Origin of the sequence: Tenacibaculum sp. TC6, assembly GCF_050606265.1 — a bacterium.
Classification (GTDB): domain Bacteria; phylum Bacteroidota; class Bacteroidia; order Flavobacteriales; family Flavobacteriaceae; genus Polaribacter.
In genome coordinates this window covers 61,223-88,203 of the sequence record NZ_JBOCUK010000013.1, presented here as the reverse complement: position 1 = coordinate 88,203, position 26,981 = coordinate 61,223, and the positions used below count along the sequence as shown (strand labels likewise).

Genomic DNA, 26,981 nt, shown 5'->3' with positions numbered 1-26,981 from the left:
GAAATTTATTAACTAGTACTCTAATAATTTTATTTTTACTTAATATTTATGATTGATTTTCTATCATAATAAGATCCATTTAAGTTGTTTTCATACAACTTAATAGCTTCACTTCTGTCATTGGTTTTTAATATATATACATGTCTGTATCCTGTTGCCGGGTTTACAAAATAATCTGCGTCAATATCGTCGCTTCTTAATTCATCTAAGAATTTATCCGCATAGGCTTTTTGAGAAAACACATTCACTACTATGTAATAACCTTCCTCTAAATTACCTGTTTTTTTCATTGTTAATACTTTGGCCGGTGGTTGTGGTTTAGGCTCTTGGTATGTTTCTCCACTACCACCTACCGTAATTTTAATTACGAAAACTGCTTCTTTATAGTTTTTCTTGTTAGACAATGATAATGGATCATCGTCACCACCTTCAAAAAGTTTTTTCTCTTTGAATTCTTCGGTCATATCCTCAGCATCTTCTTTTTTGGCAAATCTATCAAAATATACATAATAATAATCAGTTGCCTCATCATAAACATATTTTGCGGTAATACCTTCTTTTTCAAACTTTCGTTTCTTCTCTTTTATGTAAGCCTCAACATTTTCTTTGTTTTTAAACTGATTGGCAGCTACATAATACATAGTACCTCCTCCTCCGGAATGTGTTATAGTACTTTCTCTCCACGGAGTTTCTTTTCTTCTTTTTAACGAAGTATCTTTTTCTTCCGTAGTTACTTCAGCTGCTAGTTCTTCATCTGTTTTCGGAGTGTCCTTAGTAATTTGTACCGTTTTTTCCGGTTGATTTTTAAGAATTCTTAAAATTTCGTCAACCTTTTTATTCAACTTACCAATAGAATCATATGCTTCCTGAATTTCATCAGACAAATCATTATGCTCTTGATTTTTATACGTTTGCTTAGGCTTTCTTTCCGGTAGCTTAACACTTACATTACCTGTTCTTCTTGTTGGCACTCTTCTAGTAAATGATTTTTCTCCGAAGTTATAAATAATACCTACTTCATTTGTTGCTGCAAATTCTCCTTTTTCATACGAAAATCCAATTGATAATCGGTCAGATAAATTCACCCCACCTCCTGCTGAAATTCCATACTGCTTATCGTAACCCGCTTTTAACCAACCTACTTTAGGTAAATCAAAAATTATGTTTCCGCTAAAACTAAAATTACCATTACCTGGTTTTCTTCCTAAAGCTAAAACTCTTATGTCTGCTCCTTCAAAAATACCACTTGCATAGGTTAACTCATGTGAGTACATCACATGTGCTGAATAGGCTTTTTCTGAAAAAGAAGTAGCTAAACTATTCTCTTTCAAATTAAAATCTAATAAATTTTCAAAGAACACCCCTACATCAAACTTTCCAAACGATAGTGTAACAGCCGGCTGAAAATTAACCATAGGTATGTCTTGAAAATTACTCACCGCAGGATCCGGAACTTGAGAATTTACCTTCAATCCATCCGCACTTCTTCTGCTATATAGTACGTTAAACCCAAACGTTAAATCTAAATTCTCATTTAACTGAATTCGATGCGCGTAATTTGCTAAAGCTCCAAAGTCTTTAAACACACCTATTTCTTGTTGATACACAGCTAAACCTGCTCCAACGTTTTCACGCATTTTCCCTGAATAACTCAGCAAATATAGCTTTGGAGAATCTTCAAATTCTACAAAACTATTTCTTACAATGGCGCTTATAGAAGTATTGTTTTCTCTTAATGCAGAAAATGTTGGCACCGTTAAAAAACGATTAAACTTCATAAAGTTACGCGATGTAAAACTATTGTATATTTCTGAATTGTCTGAAACCTGTGCAAAAACACAGGTACTTAACAACACTATTATATACATAGTAAATTTTCTAATCATATCCCTCTAATCTATAACAGAGATGCTTCCGGCTTTAATAAGCTTATCATCTCTAATAATTTTATAATAAAATATTCTTTGATTTCCCAAATCTTGACTTGGCCAATCATTTTTATATTCGTTAGTACTCAGTACTTCCTTTCCATTCGAATCAAATATATGGATAGTTACTGTTGGTTGAAATGCATAACGATTTGAAATCTCCCATGTATCATTAATGCCATCAACCGTTCTGGGGGAAACAATATTTGGTACTATAATTTGATCATCTTGTTCTACAACTTCTATCGTTTTCCTAACCTCACAGCTATCAACAGTAGCTACTAACGTATAAAATCCGATTTTATTGACTTCCAAGGTTTCATTTGTTGATAATAAGTTACCGGTTGCATCATCATACCATTCGTAAGAATTTGCACCACTGGCAGTTACTATAGTATTTTGACCTACTAATAAAACTACAATTTCTGATGGTGATACAACTACAGCTGAATCATCAAATGGAACTACATTTATAGGACTTAACTCCTTAGTACAACCAAAACCTGAAATTTGCAGCTTGTACTCGCCTATTTCTGCTACCTGTAATACTTTAGGATCTGCAACCGTTAACGCTACATTATCTTTTAACCAAGTATAGGTAAATCCGGTAATTATTTCAGATACTGTATACGTTATACTTCCTCCTGAACATAAAGAATTAGAGGTGGAAGTAGATGTTATATCCGGATCGGCAATTGTTAATTTTACATCTAATTTATTAGACTTACTACTAATTGAACCTGATCTTGCTTCTAAATCGTATATCGCATTATCAAGATAAGAAGCTATATCTAATTCTTTTCCTGTAGCTCCGGTAATAGCTACATCGTCTTTATACCACTGATAACTCAAATTATCATTTAGCTGTTTTTCTGACAATTCATATTGATTATCATCAACTCCCGTTGCATTAACACCTACTATTAATAGTTTTGTTTTGTCGCTAACACATTCTTGATAATCAGATGCGGTTCTTATGGTTATATTAAAAGATTTTAACCCTATTAACTCAAAGTTTTCCGAATCTTGTGTAAAATTACATGTACCTCCTGTCTCAGTTACTCTAGCAAAATACTCTCCTGATTCTGTTGCATTCATTTCCGGTCCGTTTTTACCTGCTAAAGGCTGCCCGTCTTTATACCATTGTATAACAACGGTTGTAGATGCCGGTTCAATTGCTATTCTCAAAACTTTTGTTTCTCCAGGTAGAATGATTACTTTCCCATCAAAGTTTTTAGTTATGGTAAAACTTGCTGCAGTTTTTTGCTTTAATACTACATCCTGAGACTTTGCCGTACACCCATTTATTTCTATCTCTAAATGGTAGGTACCAAATTGTCCTGTGTTAGGAGTAGTATAAGTATGAGAATTTGAAGAAGCAACTAGCCCTCCATCTTTATACCATTTGTAGGTATAGGCAGAATCATTAACCTCAGCCTCAAAAGTATGCGTTTCATCGGAACAAATCTCTATCTCGTTAGCTCCCTTAATTTGTGCATTGGCCGTACTTACAACATACACATAAGATATTGTAGACACTACAGCACCACAATCTCCATAATTCACCCTGGCCTGATATTTACCTGCCTCTGAAACTGTTAATTTAGGTTCAGAAGTTGTAGCTATTAAATTATCATCTCTTAACCACTCATATACTCCATCAGTGGTTACGTTCAAAGACAACTCCCCTGTTCCACTACCACATATGTATATATCTCCAAAATTATTTAATACTAAACTACCCGGATCAACCATATCATAAGCTTCAAAAGCATCAGATTCCGGCCCTATCATAGGCGGGGACGTAGCTCGCACTCTAATCTTATATCCTGTTCCAAAAGTTCCTGGAGGTAACTGAAAAGACGCAGGTATATCACCAAAATTAGCATTTTGATTAACTACTCTTGCCACTTCAACAGCAGAAGTAAAATCACCATTCTCATCTGATAATTCTACAATAAACTCATTATCATTATTAAACGGTAAAGTAGTGTACTGAAAAGTTATTTGAAAGTCCCTATTAGAACTATTACTACACGCAGAACTAAACTTCAACTTTGGCTTCTGCATTACTTGCGAAACCACAGTTAAACTGTTACATAGCAACAAAGTTGCTAAAAGTATTTTAATGCTTTTAGCCAATATTTTACTCATCTAAGGAATTCTTTAGGGGGTGCCAAAGTTACACATTGTTTTGTAAAACAACAATCAAAATGTAACTTTTACCACACGGAAAAATAAAAAATTTAAATCACATTTACAAGAAAACAATCTTATATATAAAATAATCAATAATTTTTACGTTTTTTGTATAGATATTTTGCCTGTATTTGTGAAGAATTTTATCAGCTTATTTACCTTTTTATTTTTTTACCTAAATACCTACTCCCAAACAGGGGGAGAAAAAGCTTTTTCATTCTTAAATAGCTCTACTTTTGCTCGGCAAGTTGCTTTGGGAGGCAAAATATTAACATTTATAGATGATGTAAATCAACCTTCTTGGAATCCATCAACCATTAGTAATGTATTACACAAACAACTTTCGGTTAATTACACCAGCTATTTATCAGGTATTAATATAGGATCTGTATCTTATGCCTATGAACTTAATAAGCATATTGAAACACTTCAAGGTACCATTACCTATATAAACTACGGTGAACTTATAAGAGCTGATGAAGAAGGAAATGAACAAGGTACTTTTGGAGCTAATGATATTGCTTTGTCTATTGGTTATGCCAGAAATATTCCAAAAAGTGATTTTTATTATGGAGCCAATCTAAAATTTATTTATTCTTCAATTGATTCGTTTTCCTCTACCGGAGTAGCCGTTGATTTAGGAATAACTTACTATAGTGCCAACGAACCTTTTATTTTGGCTTTGGTAGCCAGAAATATTGGCACCCAATTAAGTACTTTTAATGGCACCCGTGAACAACTTCCTCTTGAAATAGCACTAGGAGCTTCTTATAAACTAGAAAAAATGCCTTTACGTTGGTACCTTACTTTAGATAACCTTCAACAATGGAAAGTAGGTGTTTCAAATCCTTCAAACCAAACAACCGATTTAGAAGGAAATACTACCCAAGAGAAGGTTTCTTTTTTAAATAATGCATTCAGACATGTTATTGTTGGTGCTGAATTATTTCCGGATAGTGCCATTAACCTTCGTGTAGGATATAATTTTAGACGTGGAAAAGAACTTCAGTTACAGAATGTGCGCTCTTTTGGCGGACTTTCTTTTGGTTTTGGTTTAAAAATGAATTCTTTAAAATTTAATTATGCGTTTTCAAAGTTTCATTCTGCTGCAAACGTTAGCACATTTAGTCTTCAAATTAATTTAGACAGGAATGAAAAGGGAAAAAATCCTACCCGTTATTAAAATTCTAATAGGTATCTTTGCCCTCTATTTTACCAATTCATGACCAAGAAAATTACGATAGCCATAGACGGTTTTTCTTCTACAGGAAAAAGTACCATTGCCAAACAATTAGCTAAAGAATTAGGATATATTTATGTAGATACCGGTGCTATGTACAGAGCCGTTACCTTATATGCTATGCAGCATAATTATATTTCTGAAAATCATTTTGACGCTTCAAAATTAATACACGATTTAGAGGCTATTTCTCTTTCCTTTTCTTTTAATGAAACTTTAGGTTTTGCAGAAATGTATCTTAACGGAGTTAATGTTGAAAAAGAAATCAGAAGCATTGAAGTTTCAAAATTAGTTAGTAAGGTTTCTACGGTTTCTGGAGTACGAAAAAAGTTAGTGAAAGAGCAACAGGAAATGGGAATTAATAAAGGAATTGTTATGGATGGAAGAGATATCGGAACAGTAGTTTTTCCGGATGCCGAACTAAAATTATTCATGACTGCTTCTGCCGACAAGCGAGCTAAAAGACGTTATAAAGAATTATTAGATAGAGGGGATAACGTAAAGTATGAAGATATTTTACAAAATGTTCAAGAAAGAGATCATATCGATTCTACTCGTGAAGATTCTCCTTTAGTCAAAGCTAAAGATGCTATTGAGTTTGATAATTCTGACATGGGATTAAAAGAACAATTTGAACGTATCATGAGAATGGTACATGATAAAATTTAAAAAAATTATGGCTTGAGAATTGAATATTCAACACCCAACTATAGTTGTTTTAAAAATATTCAATTCTCAGGCAACACATAGCAAAATATAATCACTTGTAAAACAATATTTTAAAACACACAAACAAAAAACAACCTACTGTATAACAGACAAATAACATTTTATTCCTTTTACTCTTTTATTCAGTTAATTTTTATTACAACACAAAAAAGCACTAATTGTTAACAATTAGTGCCAAAACAAAAATTAATTCCGGTTATAAATTTGTTATACGAAATCTTCTATTAATTCGCTTTCGCTAATTTTATGAGTCTTATAAAGAGCACTCAATGACTGAACAGAAATAGTTGCTCGTTGACTATTTTGAACACTATCAGCATTCATCCAAACAGTTTGTCTTCCGTTACCTTGTAAGGTAAAAGCTATTGATTGTTTAGAAGAAACTTCTGTACTCACTAATCTTTTGGTATTTTCTCCTCCTAAATACTGAATAAAATCAATAGTACCATCAACCGTTTCTTGAGTTGCGTTTACAATATAAACTTTAGCCTTGTACTCTTCAAACTGCACAGAAATAAACTGATTAATATCACTTTGAATTTGTGCAGAATACCAGTGAGAAGCAGGAACTGAATAATAACGCGTAAACTTATTGAACGCATGTAACTGTCCGTCTAACGGCAAACTTTCATTAGAAATTCCGTTAGTATCCAAAGGCATTTTTACACTACAAATAAATGCTTGGATTTGGGCTCCGGGAGTACCTTGAGTAATAGAAATTGAAACCGTATTAGTTCTGCTACCGTCAACAAAACAAATAGCTGCTAAACCTTGATTTCCTGTTGTTCCCGGTACATTTACAATTACAGGGTCTTGTGATTGCGCTCCAACAACCACTACTGGTGTTGATGTATCGTTACCTGCTGAATTGTAAAAAAACAGTCCGTATAACTGACCGTTATTTAAGTTTCCTGCACAAGTTGCAGTGTCTCCTTGATGTAGGGTAATTAAATTCCCTTGATTCCAATTGATGTTTGACATTTTTAAAAAATTTAAGGTTAGTCCTTACTCTGTTAAAAGATTTTCAGGTTACTCTTCACTTTCAAAAGTATCTACATTCTTTATCAGTCACAATACCCAGTTACCCTAAACATGAGATAAACAACGCCCCTTAAACACCTTAAGTACAACACCTTAAACAGCAATACTCAACCTCCCTGAGTAGGTAATTAACCAAACTTCCATAGGTTAAAATAGCTTTAAAACAGTGTTATTTTTCTATCAATTATTTAATTTTAAAAGACTATTAATGAAACTATTAAGAAACAAAAAAGAATAGACTTTAGGCCTATTCTTCTGAATTTTCAATTGAATTTTTGGAATACCTTCGCCATTTTTCCAGGCAGTTTTCAATATCATCCGGTATCTCTGTATTAAACTGTAAAAGTTTACCGGTAGTAGGATGTATAAAACCTAATGTTTTTGCGTGCAGTGCTTGCCTTGGCAATTCTTTAAAACAATTTTCTACAAACTGTTTGTATTTAGAAAAGGTAGTACCTTTTAATATTTGATCTCCACCATAACGCTCATCATTAAACAATGTATGCCCTATATGCTTAAAGTGAGCTCTGATTTGATGTGTGCGTCCGGTTTCTAATTTACACTCTACTAGGGTTACATACGTAAAACGCTCAATTACCCTAAAATGAGTTACAGCCGGTTTTCCATGCTCTCCGTCAGGGTAAACATCCATTTGCATTCTGTCTCGCAAACTTCTTCCTATATGTCCTCTAATGGTTCCTTGGTCTTCCTCAACATTTCCCCAAACCAACGCATAGTATAAACGTTCCGTAGTTTTATCAAAAAACTGTTTTGACAAATGCGCCATAGCATATTCTGTTTTGGCTACAACTAATAAACCACTAGTATCTTTATCAATTCTATGCACTAATCCCGGGCGCTCATTACTGTTTTTAGGTAAGTTTTCAATGTGATAAATTAATCCGTTTACCAAAGTTCCTGAATAATTCCCATGACCCGGATGCACAACCATTCCCGGAGGCTTATTAACTACAATAACCTCTTCATCTTCATAAACAATATTTAAAGGAATGTTTTCTGCTACCAGTAAATTTTCATGAGGCGGGTAAGCCAACACCACCCTAACCACATCTTTAGGCTTTACTTTGTAATTAGATTTTACAGCAACCTCATTAACTAAAATATTACCTGCCTTAGCGGCTTGCTGAATTTTATTTCTCGTAGCATTTTCAATAAAGTTCATTAAAAACTTATCTACTCGTAACGGCACCTGCCCATCTGTTGCTACAAATTTATAATGTTCGTATAAATCGTCGTTTTCTAAATCTTGAATTCTATCTTCCTGCATTCACCTAAATTAATAACCTCCGTTTCCGTCTCCTAAAATTAAATTAATAGTAGATTGTTTAGGTAACTTAGTTCCCGGTTCAATCTTAACACCTTTATGCTTAAGCCCTCTAACTACATCTTTTCCTAAATCTTTTACCCAAGTAACATCGTCACCCACTATAAAACCAATAGAACGTAAATGAGTAGTTGCTTGTCTGCGTGTACGACCATTCAAATCTGGAATTTCTACATCTCTATATTTAGACGGATTTAGCGTTAAATATATTTTTCTGTTCTCTTTTACAAAATCACCTGCCTCAGGGTTTTGTTCGATAACTGATTTTTTAGGATACTCCGGATTGTACGTTGCGCTGTCAATTACTACAAACTCTAAATCTAGCTCATTTAGTTTTTTCTCTACTTCTGCCAACGATAGTTTATCTAAGTTAGGTACTTGTATTTTTTGTCCGTGATTCGTTGTAATACCCAACCACCACTTTAATAAAAACACCATAACAAACACACCTACCACAGCTATAATTAACTGTTTTAAAAAGCTTTTACTTTTTATAAATTCAAACAACCCTTTAATACGTTCTGAAAAATTACTCATATTGATTTTTTGTAAAACGGAAACAAATTTACTGTAAAAATAACACAATTTATAAATTACCTATTAGGAATTTAAATCCTTAAAAAATTGAGTCTGTTAAAATCTCCCCTTAACTATATTTACCCACACTATAAACATACATTTAAACGAGTTTTTTGGTAAGTTTGTATAGTAGAGTTTAACTTTACTACACCCAATACATTAAAATTTAAACGTAGTTATGATAACCTGTACATTTAAAATAAATGGTAACCATAGTATTTCTAATTATTTTAAACGTCCACAGTTACATCTGATCATTAAAAAATAATAAAATAAATAGATGAAAAAAAATATTGCCATTGTTATGGGAGGGTATTCCTCAGAAGTAGAAATATCTTTACAAAGTGGTGCTGTTGTTTATAAACATTTAGATAAAGAAAAATACACTCCGTATTCTGTACACATTTTACCAAACAAATGGGTTGTGGTTATTGAAGGAGTTGAATATACTATTGATAAAAACGATTTTTCTTTTACAAAAGAAAACACTAAAATTACGTTTGACTGTATTTTTAATGCCATTCATGGTGCTCCGGGAGAAAACGGAAGCTTATTGGCGTATTTTGATTTAATACACATGAAACACACTTCTGCTCCTTTTTATCAAATGGCATTAACATTTAATAAAAGAGATACTTTAAGTGTTGTAAAACAATATGGAATTCCAACCGCTACCTCTGTCTATTTTAATAAAGGAGATCATTTTTCGGTAGAAGAAATTATCAATAAAGTAGGATTACCTTGTTTTGTAAAGCCTAACAATGCGGGCTCTAGTTTTGGTATTTCAAAAGTATATACTAAAGAAGAAATGATTCCGGCTATTGAAAAAGCTTATAAAGAAGATACGGAAATTTTAATTGAAAGCTTTTTAGATGGTACTGAAGTATCTGTCGGCGTTATTCAATATAAAGGAGAAACTACCGTGCTTCCTATTACCGAAATAGTTTCTGATAATGACTTTTTTGACTATGAAGCTAAATACTTAGGAAAATCACAAGAAATTACTCCGGCACGTTTAACGCAACAACAAGAACAACGAGTAAAAGAAGTAGCACAAAAAGTATATGAGGTATTAAATATGAGTGGTTTTTCTCGTTCTGAATATATTTTGGTAAATGAAGAACCTCATTTTTTAGAAATGAATACGGTTCCGGGTATGACTGAAGCCAGTATTTTACCCCAACAGGCTAATGAGTTTGGCATTACTTTAGCCCAATTATTTGAAAATGCCATTGAAGAAGCATTAAAAAAATAACAACCCTAGCATAAAATACAACAGTGTTCATATCACTGTTGTATCTCTTAAAAATCACCAACCCAAAACAACACTAAACACATCATGAAAAAAGCTATTTTCCCGGGATCATTTGACCCGATAACTTTAGGACATGTTGACATTATTGAACGCGGCGTTACACTGTTTGATGAACTTATTATAGCCATTGGTATTAATGCCGACAAACAATACATGTTTTCTTTAGAAGAACGTAAACGCTTTATCGAAGAAACATTTAAACACGAACCTAAAATAAAAGTAGTTACCTATAGCGGACTTACCGTAAACTTTTGTAAAGAACAAAATGCTCAATTTATTTTAAGAGGCTTACGAAATCCGGCTGATTTTGAATTTGAAAAAGCCATTGCACATACCAATCGTAAACTTTCAGAAATTGAAACTGTATTTTTACTAACCTCATCAGGAAAAAGTTATATTTCATCTTCTATTGTTCGTGATGTAATTAGAAATGACGGTGACTATACGGGCTTAGTTCCTGACGCAGTAAGAATGTAATACTATTAAAAAATAACGTTAACTATGGTTAAAAAACTATCTCTACTACTCCTTGTTATTTTATATACTGCTTGTAAACAAACACTACCTCAACCCTCAAAAGATTTTACAACGCTGTTTGAAACCTCTAACGGAACCGAAACTCCAACTTATAACGAAGTAATCGACTTCTATAAAAAACTAAGCAAAAGTTACCCTGAAATTTCTTTATTTGAAATAGGTGAAACAGATGCCGGCAAACCTTTGCATTTAGTTGTATTCAACAGTAATGGAGCAACCGACCTCAACACCATTAAAAACTCACCTAAAAACAGGGTTTTGGTTAATAACGGAATTCACCCCGGAGAGTCTGACGGAATTGATACATCTATGTTATTAATGAGAAACTTGGTTCAAAATGATTCTTTAAAAAAAGCGTATGAAAATACTTTACTGTGTGTAATTCCTGTATATAATATAGGGGGCGCACTTAACAGAAACTCTCATACCAGAGCCAATCAAAACGGACCTAAAGAATATGGTTTCAGAGGAAATACCAGAAACTATGATTTAAACCGTGACTTTATTAAACAAGATACTAAAAATGCGGCTGCCTTTGCTTCTATTTTTCATACCGTAAACCCGGATGTTTTTATAGACAATCACGTAAGTAACGGAGCCGATTACCAATACGCCATTACACACTTATTTACACAACATAACAAATTGGGCGGCACCTTAGGTAACTTTTTAGAGCACACAATGCGACCTTATATTGAAAACTCATTAGCTCAAAAAAACATTCCTATTACTCCTTATGTAAATGTTTGGGGAACTACCCCTGAAGCAGGATGGTCGCAATTTTTCGATTCTCCCCGCTACTCTACCGGATACACCTCGTTATTTAACACCTTAGGTTTTATGGTAGAAACGCACATGCTAAAACCCTACAAAATACGTGTAGAACAAACTTATGAATTAATGTGTTCTGCTTTAGATTTTACGACAGAGCAGTCTGCTAAAATTAAACGCTTACGAAATCAAGCGTTTAAAAACTATGCAAAGGCAATTACGTATCCTATCGCTTTTGAAGTGGATAAAAACACCCCTACTCCGTTTGATTTTAAAGGATATGAAGGCAGTTATATAGATAGTAAAGTTACTAACGGAAAACGTTTATTTTACGATAGAACAAAACCGTACACTAAAAATATAGCCTACTATAATAACTTTGTACCCACTAAAATAGTTACCATTCCTAAAGCTTATATTTTAAAGCAAGGATGGTTTAGGGTATTGGAAAGGCTTCAAAATAACCAAATAGAATTTACCCGCTTTGAAAAAGACACTACGGTTACCGTAAAGGTGCAGCATATAAAAAACTACGATACCCGAAAAGCAGCTTATGAAGGGCATTACCTACATTACAACACAGTTGTTGAAGAAACTACTCAAGAGGTGCTATTTAAAAAAGGAGACATATACATTCCTACACAACAAAATGGAGTACGTTACCTAATAGAAACATTGGAAGCAGAAGCGGAAGACTCTTTTTTTAACTGGAACTTTTTTGATACCGTTTTACAACAAAAAGAAGGTTTTTCAGCCTATGTGTTTGAAGATATTGCCGAAGCTTTTTTAAAAGAGCACCCGGAGGTTAAAACTGCTTTAGAAGAAAAAATAAAAGCAGATGCCAATTTTGCTAAAAACACCTATGCACAATTATACTTTGTATATAAACATACGCCACATTATGAACCGGCCTATTTACAATTACCCGTTTATAAAGCATACTAATAAAAAAAGCTCGTTCAAAAATGAACGAGCTTTTTTTATATGATATAAACTGCTTACTTACCTTCAGCAGCTTTCTTTGCTTCTCTTTTTAATTTCATGTTTTCCCAGATAGTTCCACCAATCCAGTAAGGAACTACAAATGTTAATAAGAAAATTAACAACCAAAATCCAGCTGTAAAAATAAACATGAATAAAACTAAACCTGAGAATTCTGAAAAATCTAACATTTGTATTTTATTATAATTGTTACGGAGAACAAAATTATAACTATTTTTTATTTCAGCCAATAAAATCTAATAAAAATCACCCCCTAAAAGGAGTATAATTTGTAATTTTGGTCATCGTTAATTTATAGCATTCTAAATTCTTTACACATGAAATACAGAATTGAAAAAGATACTATGGGACAGGTAGAAGTACCTGCTGATAAATATTGGGGAGCGCAAACAGAGCGCTCTCGTAACAACTTTAAGATTGGTCCTGCTGCTTCTATGCCTTTAGAAATTGTATACGGTTTTGCTTATTTAAAAAAAGCGGCCGCTTACGCTAACTGTGAATTAGGAGTATTAGCAGAAAGCAAGCGTGATTTAATTGCTTTAGTATGTGATGAAATCTTAGCCGGTAAGCACAATGATCAATTTCCGCTAGTAATTTGGCAAACAGGTTCAGGTACACAATCTAACATGAACGTTAATGAGGTAATTGCCAACCGTGCCCACGAAATTGCCGGAAATGTAATTGGTGAAGGTGAAAAAACCATTCAACCGAATGATGATGTTAACAAATCACAATCGTCAAACGACACATTCCCTACCGGAATGCACATTGCCGCTTACAAAAAAATTGCAGAAGTAACCATTCCGGGAGTTGAGCAATTACGTGATACCTTACAAGCAAAAGCAGTAGCTTTTAAAGATGTGGTTAAAATCGGACGTACGCACTTAATGGATGCTACTCCGTTAACTTTAGGGCAAGAGTTTTCAGGATATGTAGCCCAGTTAAACTTTGGTTTAAAAGCGTTAAAAAATACCTTAGCACACTTAGCTCAGTTAGCTTTAGGCGGAACTGCTGTAGGTACCGGTTTAAACACACCTGCCGGATATGACGTATTAGTAGCTAAATACATTGCTGAATTTACAGGTTTACCTTTTGTAACTGCTGAAAATAAGTTTGAGGCTTTAGCTGCACATGATGCTTTAGTAGAAACACACGGAGCGTTAAAACAATTAGCTGTTTCATTAAATAAAATTGCTAATGACATTCGTTTAATGGCATCAGGTCCACGTTCAGGAATCGGAGAAATTATTATTCCTTCAAACGAACCGGGATCTTCAATTATGCCGGGTAAAGTAAACCCTACACAAGCAGAAGCTATGACTATGGTATGTGCTCAAGTTATGGGGAATGACGTTGCCGTAACAGTAGGTGGTACTCAAGGGCATTATGAGTTAAACGTATTTAAACCGGTAATGGCGGCTAACGTATTACAATCAGCTGAATTAATCGGAGACGCTTGTGTGTCTTTTGATGTAAATTGCGCTGTAGGTATTGAGCCTAACTATACACGAATTAATGAGCTTTTAAATAACTCGTTAATGTTAGTAACTGCTTTAAATACTAAAATAGGATATTACAAAGCTGCTGAAATTGCTAACACGGCACATGCTAACGGTACTACGTTAAAAGAAGAAGCTATTAACTTAGGCTATGTTACTGCTGAAGAGTATGACGAATGGGTAAAACCTGAGGATATGATTGGTAGTTTAAAATAACAATCACACTTATACAAACATATAAAAGCCACAGTATTGTGGCTTTTTTTATTGCTTCAATAAAAACATAGCACAAAATAACTAACTTCTCTTCTACTCCGTTTAGCACCGCTATTCTAATTAAAAACAATCAGGTTTGTACCAAATCGAAAAACACTATCTTTAATCCCGTAACTAACTTTGTTATGCAAAAGAATTAATAACAACATTGCTCTTACAAGCAGACAAAAACCAATAAACAAACATGGGACTATTTGACTTTTTAAAAAAGAAAGACACGAATGACACTCCAAAAGCAATCACGCCAAAAAACGAACTGTTCTCTTCTTTCAGTAAATACAATGAATATATTGTATTATTTATGAGCATGCAACAGCAAGGTAACTACGCTCCAATTTCAGCTTATGAAAAAGCATCCGGTGAAATTGTAGGTTTTTTATACACTCTTGGAGAAGACAATTCATACGCTCTTTCTGCTAAAGAGGTAATTAATAGAATGGAAAGTAGCTTTAATCATAAGCTAAAAAATAACGATATTAATTCTTACGTAATTTTATATCACTCACAATTTGCAGATGATAACAATCATGAATTGGCAAACAATGCTGATGAATTAAAAGCAATTACCGTTTCTTATTGTTTTAATGAGAGTACCGTTGGAAAGGTAGCGCTTTCTTATTCGTTTGAAGAAGATGAGCTTGTTTATAAAGGATTCAAAAATTTTAGTCCGGAAGAAAATGACAACATTTTTAAAACCCAATTAAAAGGAGATTACGACTATTTTCAGGATAGAGAAAAAATATACCCTCCGGTTATTGAAAATAGCATTGGGTTAAAAATAAAGAAGTCTAATAATTTTGACTTAAGCAATACTTGGTGCGGTATTTTTGGATTTGATAGCTACAGAGAGCCTAACGGAAGTCAAGTTTTAATGGAATATTTTGCGTTAGCAACCACAAAAGGAAACATAACAATACATGAGAATATTACAACCTCTCAATTAGAATATACTGATGTTTCTTTCAAAGGAATCTCTGTAAATAAAGATCCTAAAATTATTTTACCCGTTATTAAAACAGATTTTGCATTGGACGTTTTAAATAAAGAAATTAATGAATGGGAAAACATTGAAAATTTAGGAGCAATAATAACAGGTAACGGAAGAGATACTTTTGGCATCTCTTATTTTGCCACAGATTATGCAGAAAATCGTGAGAAATACCATTCTAAGAAAAAGCACACTATAAAAATTAGCGGGATTGCTTTTGTGTTAGATAGTTACAATAATGACAATTCAGACACAACTATACAATACAGTGAAGACTTTACGATGTATATGCCTAATAATGATTTACCTAATTATGCCTGTTTTGACTTTATTGGTCAGTTAGAAGATTTTAAAGAGACTTCTTTTCTTGAAAATAATACCCAGAAAGGATACTTAATGAACGTTAGACTTATTACACACCCGGACGACAACCACTTTTTTACCATAGATATGTTTGTAACTCCGGAAAACATGAGGTTTAACGAATTGGTAAAAGGAATGAAAATAACCGGAATGTTTCAAATGCAAGGACAAATTGCAGAATAGAAAATATGGTTTATAGTATATAGTTAACAGTTATTCGAAAAATGACATTTCCTTTAGTAAATATAATAGCTAAAAAATGGGCTGTTGATGAATTAAGAAATTGTTTATTAATAACAACAGCAGATTCAAACAGCAATAAACTATATAAAAATAGTTCGTTTACGGAAAACCGTTATAAAGATTAACTCTTTATTTTTAAGTTCGTAGATAAATTAGTATTTATTAAAAAAACGAATGAAAGAAACCCAGTTAAAGAAATTGATTTTAGATGATGATTTTACTAATATTCAAAGTTTAGTAAATGAAGAAATAAATCTAATGTCTATTTTGAATATTGCTCACAGAGAATTACAACATTCAAATTTATTAGGTTGGTTATTTAGCCCCAATGAAACGCATGGTTTAGATGATTTTTTTATAAAAGAATTTATCAAATTATATTTCAAAGAAAATGAATACCAAGATTTAGGAAATGATTATTCTAAACTATCAGTATTCGATTTTGTTAATATGAATTTTGACGATGTTGAAATAAGAAGAGAATATAAAAATATAGATATATTGATTCTTTCTAAATCAAATGAGTTGTGTATTCTAATCGAAAATAAAATTTATGCCAAGGAAGGTAAAGAACAATTAACTAAATATAGAAATCATATTGAGGATGAATTTAGAGATTATAAACATAAAATATTCATTTACCTTTCCCTTTTTGAGCAAGAAATATCTGATAAAGAAAAAGATAATTATGTATTACTTACTTATGAACATATTAAAAAGCTTATAAAATTAGTTTTAGATAGACAAACACTTGGAATTAACAATAATACTCGATTTGTACTCGAACAGTACCTTCAAACTTTAAAATCGCTCATGAACGAAAACGAAAAAATTGAACAGTTAGCAAAAGATTTATACAAAAAATACAAACCTGCATTTGATTTAGTTTTTAAATATGCCTCTCCCAGTCAATCCACTCTTGTCCCTAACAATTTAGTTCAACTAATTAAAGATGAACCAAGTATAAGGCCTTTCAGTACATCAAAATCTTATATCAGATTTCAACCTAATTTCCTATATGACAATATAGAACTATTAAAACAAAAAGGTTTTATAACAGAAGAAGACAATTTAGAAAAGAATTGGCTCTTTCTTTTTGAGTTTCACATAACAAGGCAATACATTTATTTTGACATGAAAATTGGAGATTATGTATTGACATCTAGTAGAGAGAAACTTTATGAACTGTTCAAAAATAACACAGATGTTTTTAGTAAGGTAATCAAAGCAAATGGAAAACTTAGACCTTCCTGGCATCTAGTATTCCAAAAGAAAATAATTACATCAAGTGAATACAGTAAGTTTTTAGATTCCGAGGAAGATTCACTTGATGAGAAAATAGAAAAAAGATTTAAAGAATTAATTCATATTGATTTACCAAAAATTCAAAAAGTAATTGAAGACGAATTAAAAAAATGATAAGAACGTTACAACATACCTTATAAAAAAGGCGTCTTAAAAAATTAAGACGCCTTTTTTTATATATCGGTTACTCCCCTATTTATTGTAAATATTCTAAGGTGTTCACCATTTCAAACTTCGGACTTCGGTTGATAAACTCACGTAAAAAAGCTGTATGTGCCCCTCCCATCAAAATAAAAACTCTGTCGTTTTTAGTCATTTTTATTCTGTTTAAATTAGAATATATTTTCATGTTTCTATGATAAAAAATAGCGGCATTGTCGGCCCCTTCAAAACCATCCTCTAACCCTACATATAACAACTTATCGGCATTCGTATTTATTAAATAATCTAAATATTCGGGCTCGTTAAGCAACTTCATTTTTTCAAGTAATGATAGCTCGTTGTATTTCTTGTTTCGTTCTGCCAGTTCCGGATTGTTTTTAAACGGTTGGTTGGTAAGTTCCAAATACGTTTCCGGATCTATTGAATTGGTGTATTCCGGACTGCTTTCAATAAAATCGCCCACACTGTAGTTATACCCTACATGATGATTATCTATTCCGTATAATTTTTCAACATTACTTAGGCGTGCTACATCAAAAGCTACCATACTTATTTCGCCATATTTAGTATTTAATTCTGACGGATTTTTTAAAAACTCGTGATATACTGAATCTAACTTCTGATTATTTTTAGGAAGTGCTTCCACACAAATAATGGTCGGTTTAAATTTTGCTATCATTTTTGAAAGTGTTCTGATTTCTTTTTGACGCTCGGCACTGTGCTCATCAAACTCCGTACTATGCGCATCAGAAGTATAACCAAAATGAAACGTACCAAAATTAAGAACCTGAATTTTGTTAGTACCCGATTGCTCAGTATTGTTTTTTAACGTTTTTTCTTTTTCCGTTTGGGTATGACAACTGCATAACAGCAGAAAACATACGCTTACAATTATGTTTTTCACACAAATAAATTTAAGTTACGTAAGTAGTTTTTTATAGGTTATTTCTCTTCCATTTTTCTTGATAAAAGCCTTCGCCCGACTCATGCTTTCAATCAAAATACAATTTAACGGCAACCCGTACTCCGGATACATCAAGATAAAATTATCCCCCTGCTAACCTACTTAATTTTTTGCAATAGTGGTCATTTTATTTATGCCGTACGTAAAATTTTATCCAGCTTACGTCCTTTAGCCAATTCATCTACCAACTTATCTAAATACCGTACCTGTTGCGTTAACGGATTTTCTATGGTTTCAATTCTATACCCGCAAATTACTCCTGTTATTAAATGCGCATTCGGGTGTAGTGTAGCCTCACTAAAAAAGGTTTCAAACGTTACTTTTTGATCTATTAACTCTTGTAGTTTTTGAACATTATATCCGGTTAACCATTCAATTACCGTATGTAACTCTTCCTGCGTTCTTCCTTTTTTTTCAACTTTAGTTACGTAATGCGGATATACAGAGGCAACTGTCATTTTTGCTATACGTTCATCATGATGTGCTGTACTCATACTATTATTTATTTACTTAATTACCCTATGCAAATACACAGAAATATTGGATTACTCCACAATAGGCAACCTCTCTAAAAGTACTATTTTTTTTGTTAACAACCGGTCTGTACATAGGCCTGCAACCTTTCGGTAATAAAATAGCGCCAACCGCCTAAACAACTTTCTCTTGTAAACTCCGGTATGGTTGCTGAAAAACACGCTATAACCTCATGAGTTAGCCGTAGCAATGTTCTGTTTTCAATTGCTTGCAGCTCAAAGGTTACTTCAGAATCGCCCGTATAACCTTCATACCGCCAGTTATACGCTATTTTTTTATACGGTTCTACCTTGGTTACCTTCCATACATGCGGAAAAATTCTTCCTTCGTTTTCAACAACAAATCGTGTAGAAAAACCAACGGTAGGTTCAAAAGCTTCTATTTCTTTAAAATACCATTGCACCATTTGAGATGCTTCGGTAATGGCTTTCCACACTTGTTCTATTGATGCTTCTAGTGTAACCTCAACACGTATAGGTGGGTCGGTTTTTTTCATGTACGCTCCTAATTTATGTTTTAAATATAGTACAACTTTGGCATACAACGCTCTTCTTTTAGGTGTGCATACAAAAGAAACAAGAGGAGGTGCTCTTGTTTTCTTCAAAACTACCCTTATAAAAAGAAATTGGTTTGCAAACTAACAAATTTCTCCAGGGAAGAAGGGGTTATAGGTGTTAGGTGTTAGGTGTTAGGTGTTAGGTGTTAGGTGTTTAAAACTACCTATTCTCAACTAATAACTTCATCTTAGTTTTTTTGTTGGAAGGAAATTAATTGTTCTAACTGTTTCCTGACCACGTCAGCATCGTTTCGGGAACTGCCGAATGCTTCCCACCAGCGGCAGCACCGTTTCGGGGAATGCCGAATGCTTCCCACCAGCGGCAGCACCATTTCGGGAACTGCCGAATGCTTCCTGACCACGTCAGCATCGTTTCGGGAAGTGCCGAATGCTTCCCACCAGCGGCAGGATGGTCTCGGGAACTGCCGAAAGCTTCCCACCAGTGGCAGGACGGTTTCGGGGAATGCCGAAAGCTTCCCACCAGCAGCAGGAACGTTTCGGGAACTGCCGAAAGTTTCCCACCAGCGGCAGGAACGTTTCGGGGAGTGTCAATTATTTTAATGGTAATATGGGATTCCGTAAAAAAATAAATTAGCATTCATTAAATTAGTCAGCTATAAAAACAAACATAAAATACAACAATCATACTACTAAATTGGTTGTATAACGATGTATTTTATATATATAAACGAGTTGTATGCAATTTTGAGAAATGAACGACAGGACTATTTACACAATAAATGCCAGAGGAAATATGTTTCTTGAAGTTACTAAAGAATATTTCTCTTTAGATGATGAAGTTATGCATTCTGAAATCAATGGAATGTTTAACGAATTAATTAAGATTCTAAACTCAAAAGGAATAAATTATAAAAGCCTTAAAAGTTGCTTAACCCCAAAATACGATAGAAAAGAAATTGGGTTAATTTTTGACAGTTCAAAAATAGAAAGTAATTGGTATGGATATGAAGTATTTGAAAAATTAATTCCTTTATTCAATAAAGATAGTTCACATAGTATTTTATGTGGAGATTATATTGGTGATAACGAATTACAAAATGAACTGTTCTTTCGATTTTACAGCCAAATAAAACAAACAAATGAATTTAAGTATCAACATTCAACTCAATTTTTTATAGTATATATAAATAATCTATCAGAAAATATGTTTAATAAATTAATTTCTGATTTAACAGATTATCAACCATTTATTGGCTTTTTTGACCTAACAAATCAGTCTTTTATGAAATCATATTTGTCAACCATTTTAGCAAATAGTTTTATTAAGAATAATAGAACCATAATTTTAGAACACGAAGACGATAGAGATAACTCTGAAAATGTTAATTTAATTAGTTATCCATTTGAAAAATCAGGTTATGAAGTAAAGAGTCTTCAAGGCATTTATTACGGAGTTTTTCTATCATATAAAATTGAACGAGAGGTCTTTGAAGGATTTGAATCTGATACTGACTTTTCATTAAACTCAATTAGCCCGATAGTCTCTAAAATAAAAGAAATTGAAATTGAAGAGAACAAGTTCGAATATTTAAAAACTGTAAAAAAAGGTAAGCTAAAAAAAGCCAATTTAATAGCTTATTCCAAAAAAGAATTAACACAATTAATACAAAAGAAAATTAAAAGCAATTATATATACAATATGACTGATTTAAAAACACATAACATTTTTAAATTTGATATTTTAATTGAATTATTGAATACAATGGATGAAATTGTAAAGATTACAATCGGATTTGAATATAAATCTGAAAACGGAAAATTAAGATTAATAACATTATACTAAAAAACTGCAAACAACAATGGCTATAAGTAATTGCTCATTCTCGCCTACTTCTGAAAATCCTTGCGGATTTTCAGTTTGGTGTGTACTTGCAAAGTTATTCGCTAAACCACATAACTACTCATAACCGAGACCGTTAGCTACCATTTGAAATGAACAAAGAAAAAATTGAATTATTAAGTAAAATGGTACCGATAGGTGGTATTTTCATAATATTATGTAGTTCTATCAAACTCATTTTATTCTATAGCCAATTCAATATTTCTATAACAGACTTTTTGACCATTGGAGAATATGCTACTTTATTTATTGATGATATTCTATATTATTTGGCAATTTTTGGATTAGGAATTTTTCTTAATGAATTAGACCCAAAATCAGATAAAGGGACTAATGATAATTTGGACTACGGAATATTTAAGAAAGAGAGAATTGGAATTATTCTAATGTCTATAGTTACAGTGACTGGAGTAATTATTTGGTTGTATTTCACTGATAGTTTGTATAAAAAACTTGATATAATCAAGGTTGGAATATATCTTTTATCAACCTTTTTTTATAGTTATTTACTATTTATAAAAACAAGATTAAAATTCAGTTACAGAGCCCTAATAATTTTTGCTATTTTATTTTACACAGGTATGGACGGGGTAATTGACGCACAAAAAATTAAAGAGAATAAGAATAAACTTAATTACATCATTACTCTTGAAAATGAAACAATTATTACAAATGAAGATTTACATTACCTTGGTAAATCAGATAAGTTTATTTATCTATATTTCTTAACTAAAAAGGAATCTATGATTTTTCAGACTACTAATTTGATGAAAATTCAAATAATCGAAAAAAAGAAAAACGGTAGCTAACAAATGTATAACCGCAATTACGGCGGATTCGTCTACGTCCGAATCTACTCACAATTGCCAACATTTTAACCGAAAAACATTTATCTTTAATTTCAACCTAAATGGAAATAAAATGTTTAGACATCAAGGTAAAAGCAGAACATTAAAACACAATTTACGAATTGCTATAATTTTATCTTTTGTTGCCGGAATTGTAAATGTTACAGGTTTTTTAGAATTACAACAGCTAACAACTAACGTTACAGGCCATTTTGCTCTTTTTATAAATGATGTTTCTAATTTTAACGTTTGGAAAGGAACTATTTACTTCCTCTACATTTTTTCCTTTTTATTTGGCTCTTTTACTTCCGGTTTTTTAATTGAAAAATATAGAGATACTAAAAAACTAAATGTTTTTGTATTACCAACCATCATTGAGTGCTTATTATTAATATCTATTCCAATTATTTATAAAACTACCCAGCTAAAAAATGTTGATTTAATTGTTTGTTGCCTCCTATTTGCCATGGGGCTTCAAAACTCGTTTGTAACAAAAATTTCTAATGCAATTGTAAGAACAACCCACTTAACAGGTTTATTTACAGATTTAGGAATTGAATTATCACAATTATTTTTTCCAAAAGCTCATCCGTATAGAGAGAAAATTAAAGCAACAATCAAACTACGAATTTTTATTATTTCATTCTTTTTTCTTGGCGGATTAGTCGGCGGGTTTTTATGTTCAAGAATGAACCTTAAACTCAATACGCTGGTTTTTCCTGCAATTGTATTGATGGTAAGTTTACTTTTTGACGACTTTAGATATCGAATTATTTTAACTAAAAGAAAGTATAAACAAAGAAAGGTTGCTCGTAGTAATACCCATAAATAAATGTTTATGCCTACTAAAAATAATGAGTAACAAAAAAAATAAGGATAACGAATAATCTTATTTTTTTAATGAATCAAGTGTACAACTTGCTAAAAGATTATTTTTACTAAATGTGTTTTTAAAATATAAAAAGAAAGCTAGAAGTAATAAACCCCTAGCCTACTATATATATGCTCAGCTTAGGCAAAATGTAACAAATCCTATAAATTTAAGTCGTAATAAAGAAACCATCAATCAAAAATCAAAATGAAATTCTTAAAGTTTCTAACGCTGTTTGCTGTGATCAGCTTCAATTTAAACGCACAAATCCATTCTCAATTAAAAATCAATCAACAAAAGAATACTACTTATGTCATCAAAAATGTGAATGTAATTCCAATGACTGAGAACAACAAAATCATTGAGAATGCAACAGTAGTAATACAAAAAAATGTTATAAAGTCTATTAATGGTTCTATTCCGACCAATACAAAAATTATTGAAGGGAAAGATAAATGGCTAATTCCTGGATTAATTGATATGCATGTACACAATCTTGCTAGTTCAAGTCCTTTTGTTATCTACCCAACAAAAGGACCTTTGGTTAATTATGATACACAAAATTTAATGACTTTGTATGTTACAAACGGTGTCACAACGGTTTTCGAATTAAGCGCAAGACCCGAACACATAGGACAACGTAATGAAATTACACGAGGAGATGTAATTGGACCAAGAATAGCTTTAGCTGCCCTAATTGATGGAAAAAATGCAAATATGACAGCAACAAATCCATCTGACGGAAGACAAGCAGTCCGAATTGCAAAAGGCGAACAATACGAATTTATCAAAGTATATAGCAAACTGAATGAAGAAACTTTTAAAGCGATAATAGAAGAAGCTCAACTACAGAAAATGAAAGTTGTTGGGCACATTCCAAACGTATTTGAAGGAAAACCTGCTAAAGACTTTTTTATTCCTCATTTTGGTTTAATTGCTCACGCAGAAGAATTATCTAAACAAACTAATGATTATAGTTACGAAAAGGCTCTAGAATTTGCTCGTTTAGCTAAAAAAAATGGTACTTGGTTAATTCCTAACTTAAGTAATATGGAATCAATCATTAAACAAGCAAGATCATTAGAGAATATTCAAAATCTTCCTAGTTTTAAGTATGTTCACCCACTAATGCAAAGTAAATGGATAACTTCAAACAGCTACTACAGAGCATCTGACCAACTAATAGAATATTTTCAAAAACAAGCTGATTTTCATAAACTGATAGTTAAAGCCTTTAAAGAGAACAAAGTTCCTATGGTAACCGGAACAGATGCCGGAATATCTGGTATTGTTTGGGGTTTTTCACTTCACGATGAACTAAAATTATTAGTAGAAGCTGGTTTAACTAATGAAGAAGCATTAGCTTCTGCAACAAGATTAGGTGCAGAATGGCTTGAGATTGATGATAAAATTGGAACTATTGAAATTGGCAAGTTTGCAGATTTAATTTTACTCGATGAAAATCCTTTAGAAAACATTAGCAATACAAGTAAAATTTCAGGAGTGTTTGTAAATGGCAAATGGATAGATAAAAATAAAATTGATATTATGCTTACAGATGTTGAGAAATGGAATACTGCAAATAAAGAAAAGTATGACTGGAAAGAACTTTTGAATAGTTTAAGTAATTAAAAAAAATATACCTAACAACGTGTCATATAAAAATTGCTCATTCTCACTTACTTCTGAAAACTCTAACGGATTTTCAGTTTGGTGTGTATTTCCAAAGTTACGTGCTAAGCCGAAAGACCACTCATAATCAAGACAGTTAGTAGCAATTTGAACAAGAATAACAACTCCTAACGAATGTATAACCTTAATTACGGCTAGTTCTAGCAATACTTAACCTAAAATTTCTATCTTTAATATGTTATATGAAATCAACACTTAGCCATATCACTTTAATCATTGTATTGTCTATATTCATTTCCTGTAACGGACAAGGTAACCACAACAACAAATCTCAGCCTACTGCAACAAGCATAAAACCTGCTAAAATTCCTGTTCCAAAAAACGGTTTCAATAGTGGTATGATAGACAGTAAAGGAACTTTTTGGTTTGGCAGTAACGGTTCCGGTGTTTTTCATTATAACGGAAAAACTTATACAAACTATACCCGTAAAGATGGACTAAGCAGCAATCAGGTTTTTTCAATTGTTGAAGACAGTAACAACAACGTGTGGTTTGGAACACAAAATGGCTTAACTAAATACAACCGAAAACAATTTAAACACCTGCCTCTTCCCTTTCAAGATACTTCCGGTGTTTGGCTTGCTAAAATGTATCCTGTTATAAATCCTAATGCCGTTCACTCTTTAGCTACTGATGCTAACGATAATTTATGGATTGGAACTGCCGGTGGTGGAGCTTACTCTTATGATGGTACAAATTTTAAATCCTTTTTAACCGAAATTGGTAAAAAACAAGAAGATGGTTTGCACCATAACTGGACACCTTATATTACCAGAGACACCCAAGGAGCTATGTGGTTTACTTCAATGACTCATGGCGGAATCAGCCGTTTTAACGGCAAAGAGTTCAAACAGTTTTTAATTGAAGACGGATTGAGTGATAATATGGTTAGAACCTTATATTGTGATGCCTCCGGAAATTTATGGATTGGTTTTAACGGAAATAGAAACAGTGGTTTAACCGTTTATAACGGTACCACATTCAAAACTTTTTCTGTTGAAGATGGCATTTGTTCAAAACGGATTCATGCTATTTTTGAAGATAACAACGGTAATATTTGGTTGGGTAGTCCGCTAGGTAACTTGTGTATATACGATGGTACAACTTTTAACGAGTTCAAATCAAAAGACGGACGTACTTTTTCCGGAATCCTTTTTATTTTTGAAGATGCAAATCATACTATTTGGTTTGGTGGCAGATATGGTATATGGAATTTTGACGGAGAAAACATACAAGAAATATCAATATAAAGGTTACCCCGCAATCTATATAAGTTATAGTATGAAATAAAACAACCATCAACTATCTTAATACACATAACACTCTAACATTTCACTGTACCCATACTGTTTGTACTTTTTAAACTGCTTCACCCCCAATTATTCACGCTTATGTACTTTGTCTTTTTTTATTGATAAAATCACGTTTTCTTTGTTTCATCAATGAATAGATCAAAAAACATAGCAAGCAACACCCAAAGCCTTTATTGGAAATGTCAAATTTTAGGTTGGGGAACCGTTTCTATATATTGGGCATACACCGTATATACAAGAGATCACTACGGATTATTTTTTACCTTGCTCAATTACGTACTTGATATTGCGCTTGGTATTTCTCTTACACACTTATACAGGTATTTTGCTAAAAAATTAAACTGGAATACCCTAAATCTTGGCAGTTTAGCTATTAGAGTTATTCTTTCTATCATCGTGTTATCAATTGCTTATATGCTGCTTGCAAATCTTAAATGGCACTTTTACTGGGTTTGGATTCAACATAAACATTACACTTTATGGATCTCATTAAAATACTGGGATCCGGTTTTGATAACCGGTTTACGTTTAATGGCTATTTGGATTTTAGCCTATCATTTATACCATTATTATAAAAACAGGTTAGAAACTGCGGAACAAAATGCAGAGTTATTGGTAATTGCTAAACAGGCACAACTGGATAATTTGGCAACACAACTTAATCCGCATTTTTTATTTAATTCGCTCAACTCTATTAAATCATTAATAATTGAAGACCCTAAGGTTGCCAGAAGAGCTGTGGATTTACTGTCTGATATTTTACGCACTTCAAGATGCCAATGAACCTTTGTGGCTAACATTCAGTGCTAACAGCAAAATA

Annotated in this window: 25 protein-coding genes; 15 read left to right on the top strand and 10 right to left on the bottom strand. The window is 32.5% G+C overall.

The window, feature by feature from the left end:
• Positions 1 to 35 precede the first annotated feature (35 nt).
• A complete protein-coding gene (locus ACQY1Q_RS09375) occupies positions 36 to 1,886 on the bottom strand; it encodes a PorP/SprF family type IX secretion system membrane protein (RefSeq protein WP_431005049.1) in 1,851 nt (616 codons plus the stop codon).
• A 6-nt stretch (positions 1,887 to 1,892) separates the two neighbouring features.
• Complete coding sequence (locus ACQY1Q_RS09370; RefSeq protein WP_431005048.1) at positions 1,893 to 4,082, bottom strand: gliding motility-associated C-terminal domain-containing protein; 2,190 nt, start codon at positions 4,080 to 4,082, stop codon at positions 1,893 to 1,895.
• A gap of 178 nt (positions 4,083 to 4,260) precedes the next feature.
• Between ACQY1Q_RS09370 and porQ the strand changes: the two genes are divergently transcribed.
• Positions 4,261 to 5,310 carry a type IX secretion system protein PorQ gene (gene porQ, locus ACQY1Q_RS09365; protein WP_431005047.1) on the top strand — a complete coding sequence of 350 codons (1,050 nt, stop codon included), beginning with the start codon at positions 4,261 to 4,263 and terminating at the stop codon, positions 5,308 to 5,310.
• Positions 5,311 to 5,349: 39 nt separating this feature from the next.
• Positions 5,350 to 6,036, top strand: coding sequence for a (d)CMP kinase (gene cmk, locus ACQY1Q_RS09360; RefSeq protein ID WP_431005046.1), 687 nt, complete (start codon positions 5,350 to 5,352; stop codon positions 6,034 to 6,036).
• A 267-nt stretch (positions 6,037 to 6,303) separates the two neighbouring features.
• Here cmk and ACQY1Q_RS09355 read toward each other — a convergent pair whose 3' ends face one another.
• From ACQY1Q_RS09355 to ACQY1Q_RS09345, 3 genes are all read right to left on the bottom strand, one after another.
• Positions 6,304 to 7,077 (bottom strand): hypothetical protein, encoded by a 774-nt coding sequence (locus ACQY1Q_RS09355; RefSeq protein WP_431005045.1) that lies wholly within the window; start codon positions 7,075 to 7,077, stop codon positions 6,304 to 6,306.
• A 307-nt stretch (positions 7,078 to 7,384) separates the two neighbouring features.
• On the bottom strand, positions 7,385 to 8,425 hold the full coding sequence (locus ACQY1Q_RS09350; protein WP_431005044.1) for an RluA family pseudouridine synthase: 1,041 nt from the start codon (positions 8,423 to 8,425) through the stop codon (positions 7,385 to 7,387).
• 9 nt (positions 8,426 to 8,434) lie between these two features.
• Positions 8,435 to 9,019, bottom strand: coding sequence for a PASTA domain-containing protein (locus ACQY1Q_RS09345; protein WP_431005043.1), 585 nt, complete (start codon positions 9,017 to 9,019; stop codon positions 8,435 to 8,437).
• Positions 9,020 to 9,341: 322 nt separating this feature from the next.
• Here ACQY1Q_RS09345 and ACQY1Q_RS09340 point away from each other — a divergent pair, with 322 nt between their 5' ends.
• The 3 genes from ACQY1Q_RS09340 to ACQY1Q_RS09330 all read left to right on the top strand — a co-directional run bounded on the left by ACQY1Q_RS09340 (position 9,342) and on the right by ACQY1Q_RS09330 (position 12,629).
• Positions 9,342 to 10,316 (top strand): D-alanine--D-alanine ligase, encoded by a 975-nt coding sequence (locus ACQY1Q_RS09340; RefSeq protein WP_431005042.1) that lies wholly within the window; start codon positions 9,342 to 9,344, stop codon positions 10,314 to 10,316.
• 84 nt (positions 10,317 to 10,400) lie between these two features.
• A complete protein-coding gene (gene coaD / locus ACQY1Q_RS09335) occupies positions 10,401 to 10,853 on the top strand; it encodes a pantetheine-phosphate adenylyltransferase (protein ID WP_431005041.1) in 453 nt (150 codons plus the stop codon).
• A gap of 24 nt (positions 10,854 to 10,877) precedes the next feature.
• Entirely contained in the window at positions 10,878 to 12,629 is a 1,752-nt protein-coding gene (locus ACQY1Q_RS09330) for a M14 family zinc carboxypeptidase (protein ID WP_431005040.1), read from the top strand.
• A gap of 53 nt (positions 12,630 to 12,682) precedes the next feature.
• Here ACQY1Q_RS09330 and ACQY1Q_RS09325 read toward each other — a convergent pair whose 3' ends face one another.
• Positions 12,683 to 12,856 carry a hypothetical protein gene (locus ACQY1Q_RS09325; RefSeq protein ID WP_169835736.1) on the bottom strand — a complete coding sequence of 58 codons (174 nt, stop codon included), beginning with the start codon at positions 12,854 to 12,856 and terminating at the stop codon, positions 12,683 to 12,685.
• 147 nt (positions 12,857 to 13,003) lie between these two features.
• Here ACQY1Q_RS09325 and fumC point away from each other — a divergent pair, with 147 nt between their 5' ends.
• From fumC to ACQY1Q_RS09305, 4 genes are all read left to right on the top strand, one after another.
• A complete protein-coding gene (gene fumC / locus ACQY1Q_RS09320; protein WP_431005039.1) occupies positions 13,004 to 14,401 on the top strand; it encodes a class II fumarate hydratase in 1,398 nt (465 codons plus the stop codon).
• Between the two features lie 244 nt (positions 14,402 to 14,645).
• Positions 14,646 to 15,995 carry a hypothetical protein gene (locus tag ACQY1Q_RS09315; protein ID WP_431005038.1) on the top strand — a complete coding sequence of 450 codons (1,350 nt, stop codon included), beginning with the start codon at positions 14,646 to 14,648 and terminating at the stop codon, positions 15,993 to 15,995.
• A 41-nt stretch (positions 15,996 to 16,036) separates the two neighbouring features.
• Positions 16,037 to 16,180 (top strand): hypothetical protein, encoded by a 144-nt coding sequence (locus ACQY1Q_RS09310; protein ID WP_431005037.1) that lies wholly within the window; start codon positions 16,037 to 16,039, stop codon positions 16,178 to 16,180.
• A gap of 49 nt (positions 16,181 to 16,229) precedes the next feature.
• On the top strand, positions 16,230 to 17,474 hold the full coding sequence (locus ACQY1Q_RS09305) for a PD-(D/E)XK nuclease family protein (RefSeq protein ID WP_431005036.1): 1,245 nt from the start codon (positions 16,230 to 16,232) through the stop codon (positions 17,472 to 17,474).
• A gap of 82 nt (positions 17,475 to 17,556) precedes the next feature.
• Here the strand turns inward: ACQY1Q_RS09305 and ACQY1Q_RS09300 are convergent, their stop codons facing one another.
• From ACQY1Q_RS09300 to ACQY1Q_RS09290, 3 genes are all read right to left on the bottom strand, one after another.
• Complete coding sequence (locus ACQY1Q_RS09300; RefSeq protein WP_431005035.1) at positions 17,557 to 18,426, bottom strand: DUF5694 domain-containing protein; 870 nt, start codon at positions 18,424 to 18,426, stop codon at positions 17,557 to 17,559.
• A 191-nt stretch (positions 18,427 to 18,617) separates the two neighbouring features.
• A complete protein-coding gene (locus ACQY1Q_RS09295; protein WP_431005034.1) occupies positions 18,618 to 18,980 on the bottom strand; it encodes a DUF2200 domain-containing protein in 363 nt (120 codons plus the stop codon).
• Between the two features lie 95 nt (positions 18,981 to 19,075).
• Complete coding sequence (locus tag ACQY1Q_RS09290; protein ID WP_431005033.1) at positions 19,076 to 19,516, bottom strand: SRPBCC family protein; 441 nt, start codon at positions 19,514 to 19,516, stop codon at positions 19,076 to 19,078.
• A gap of 772 nt (positions 19,517 to 20,288) precedes the next feature.
• On the opposite strand from ACQY1Q_RS09290, the gene ACQY1Q_RS09285 reads away from it, so the two are divergent.
• From ACQY1Q_RS09285 to ACQY1Q_RS09270, 4 genes are all read left to right on the top strand, one after another.
• Positions 20,289 to 21,380: a hypothetical protein gene (locus ACQY1Q_RS09285; protein ID WP_431005032.1), complete on the top strand. Its 1,092-nt coding sequence runs from the start codon at positions 20,289 to 20,291 to the stop codon at positions 21,378 to 21,380.
• A 149-nt stretch (positions 21,381 to 21,529) separates the two neighbouring features.
• Positions 21,530 to 22,246: a hypothetical protein gene (locus ACQY1Q_RS09280; protein ID WP_431005031.1), complete on the top strand. Its 717-nt coding sequence runs from the start codon at positions 21,530 to 21,532 to the stop codon at positions 22,244 to 22,246.
• 112 nt (positions 22,247 to 22,358) lie between these two features.
• Positions 22,359 to 23,117 carry a YoaK family protein gene (locus tag ACQY1Q_RS09275; protein WP_431005030.1) on the top strand — a complete coding sequence of 253 codons (759 nt, stop codon included), beginning with the start codon at positions 22,359 to 22,361 and terminating at the stop codon, positions 23,115 to 23,117.
• Between the two features lie 246 nt (positions 23,118 to 23,363).
• On the top strand, positions 23,364 to 24,788 hold the full coding sequence (locus tag ACQY1Q_RS09270) for an amidohydrolase family protein (RefSeq protein ID WP_431005029.1): 1,425 nt from the start codon (positions 23,364 to 23,366) through the stop codon (positions 24,786 to 24,788).
• Here the strand turns inward: ACQY1Q_RS09270 and ACQY1Q_RS09265 are convergent.
• Positions 24,777 to 24,995: a hypothetical protein gene (locus tag ACQY1Q_RS09265; protein ID WP_431005028.1), complete on the bottom strand. Its 219-nt coding sequence runs from the start codon at positions 24,993 to 24,995 to the stop codon at positions 24,777 to 24,779. The genes ACQY1Q_RS09270 and ACQY1Q_RS09265 overlap by 12 nt on opposite strands.
• A gap of 35 nt (positions 24,996 to 25,030) precedes the next feature.
• On the opposite strand from ACQY1Q_RS09265, the gene ACQY1Q_RS09260 reads away from it, so the two are divergent.
• Entirely contained in the window at positions 25,031 to 26,098 is a 1,068-nt protein-coding gene (locus tag ACQY1Q_RS09260) for a ligand-binding sensor domain-containing protein (RefSeq protein WP_431005027.1), read from the top strand.
• Positions 26,099 to 26,290: 192 nt separating this feature from the next.
• Positions 26,291 to 26,944, top strand: coding sequence for a histidine kinase (locus ACQY1Q_RS09255; protein WP_431005026.1), 654 nt, complete (start codon positions 26,291 to 26,293; stop codon positions 26,942 to 26,944).
• The last annotated feature ends 37 nt before the right edge of the window (positions 26,945 to 26,981 follow it).

Excerpts from the sequence above, each read along its gene's own strand:
- ACQY1Q_RS09375 (WP_431005049.1), bottom strand. The coding sequence starts at position 1,886 with ATGATTAGAAAATTTACTATGTATATAATAGTGTTGTTAAGTACCTGT.
- ACQY1Q_RS09370 (WP_431005048.1), bottom strand. The coding sequence starts at position 4,082 with ATGAGTAAAATATTGGCTAAAAGCATTAAAATACTTTTAGCAACTTTG.
- cmk (WP_431005046.1), top strand. The coding sequence starts at position 5,350 with ATGACCAAGAAAATTACGATAGCCATAGACGGTTTTTCTTCTACAGGA.
- ACQY1Q_RS09355 (WP_431005045.1), bottom strand. The coding sequence starts at position 7,077 with ATGTCAAACATCAATTGGAATCAAGGGAATTTAATTACCCTACATCAA.
- ACQY1Q_RS09350 (WP_431005044.1), bottom strand. The coding sequence starts at position 8,425 with ATGCAGGAAGATAGAATTCAAGATTTAGAAAACGACGATTTATACGAA.
- ACQY1Q_RS09345 (WP_431005043.1), bottom strand. The coding sequence starts at position 9,019 with ATGAGTAATTTTTCAGAACGTATTAAAGGGTTGTTTGAATTTATAAAA.
- ACQY1Q_RS09340 (WP_431005042.1), top strand. The coding sequence starts at position 9,342 with ATGAAAAAAAATATTGCCATTGTTATGGGAGGGTATTCCTCAGAAGTA.
- coaD (WP_431005041.1), top strand. The coding sequence starts at position 10,401 with ATGAAAAAAGCTATTTTCCCGGGATCATTTGACCCGATAACTTTAGGA.
- ACQY1Q_RS09330 (WP_431005040.1), top strand. The coding sequence starts at position 10,878 with ATGGTTAAAAAACTATCTCTACTACTCCTTGTTATTTTATATACTGCT.
- ACQY1Q_RS09325 (WP_169835736.1), bottom strand. The coding sequence starts at position 12,856 with ATGTTAGATTTTTCAGAATTCTCAGGTTTAGTTTTATTCATGTTTATT.
- fumC (WP_431005039.1), top strand. The coding sequence starts at position 13,004 with ATGAAATACAGAATTGAAAAAGATACTATGGGACAGGTAGAAGTACCT.
- ACQY1Q_RS09315 (WP_431005038.1), top strand. The coding sequence starts at position 14,646 with ATGGGACTATTTGACTTTTTAAAAAAGAAAGACACGAATGACACTCCA.
- ACQY1Q_RS09310 (WP_431005037.1), top strand. The coding sequence starts at position 16,037 with ATGACATTTCCTTTAGTAAATATAATAGCTAAAAAATGGGCTGTTGAT.
- ACQY1Q_RS09305 (WP_431005036.1), top strand. The coding sequence starts at position 16,230 with ATGAAAGAAACCCAGTTAAAGAAATTGATTTTAGATGATGATTTTACT.
- ACQY1Q_RS09295 (WP_431005034.1), bottom strand. The coding sequence starts at position 18,980 with ATGAGTACAGCACATCATGATGAACGTATAGCAAAAATGACAGTTGCC.
- ACQY1Q_RS09290 (WP_431005033.1), bottom strand. The coding sequence starts at position 19,516 with ATGAAAAAAACCGACCCACCTATACGTGTTGAGGTTACACTAGAAGCA.
- ACQY1Q_RS09285 (WP_431005032.1), top strand. The coding sequence starts at position 20,289 with ATGAACGACAGGACTATTTACACAATAAATGCCAGAGGAAATATGTTT.
- ACQY1Q_RS09280 (WP_431005031.1), top strand. The coding sequence starts at position 21,530 with ATGAACAAAGAAAAAATTGAATTATTAAGTAAAATGGTACCGATAGGT.
- ACQY1Q_RS09275 (WP_431005030.1), top strand. The coding sequence starts at position 22,359 with ATGTTTAGACATCAAGGTAAAAGCAGAACATTAAAACACAATTTACGA.
- ACQY1Q_RS09270 (WP_431005029.1), top strand. The coding sequence starts at position 23,364 with ATGAAATTCTTAAAGTTTCTAACGCTGTTTGCTGTGATCAGCTTCAAT.
- ACQY1Q_RS09260 (WP_431005027.1), top strand. The coding sequence starts at position 25,031 with ATGAAATCAACACTTAGCCATATCACTTTAATCATTGTATTGTCTATA.
- ACQY1Q_RS09255 (WP_431005026.1), top strand. The coding sequence starts at position 26,291 with ATGAATAGATCAAAAAACATAGCAAGCAACACCCAAAGCCTTTATTGG.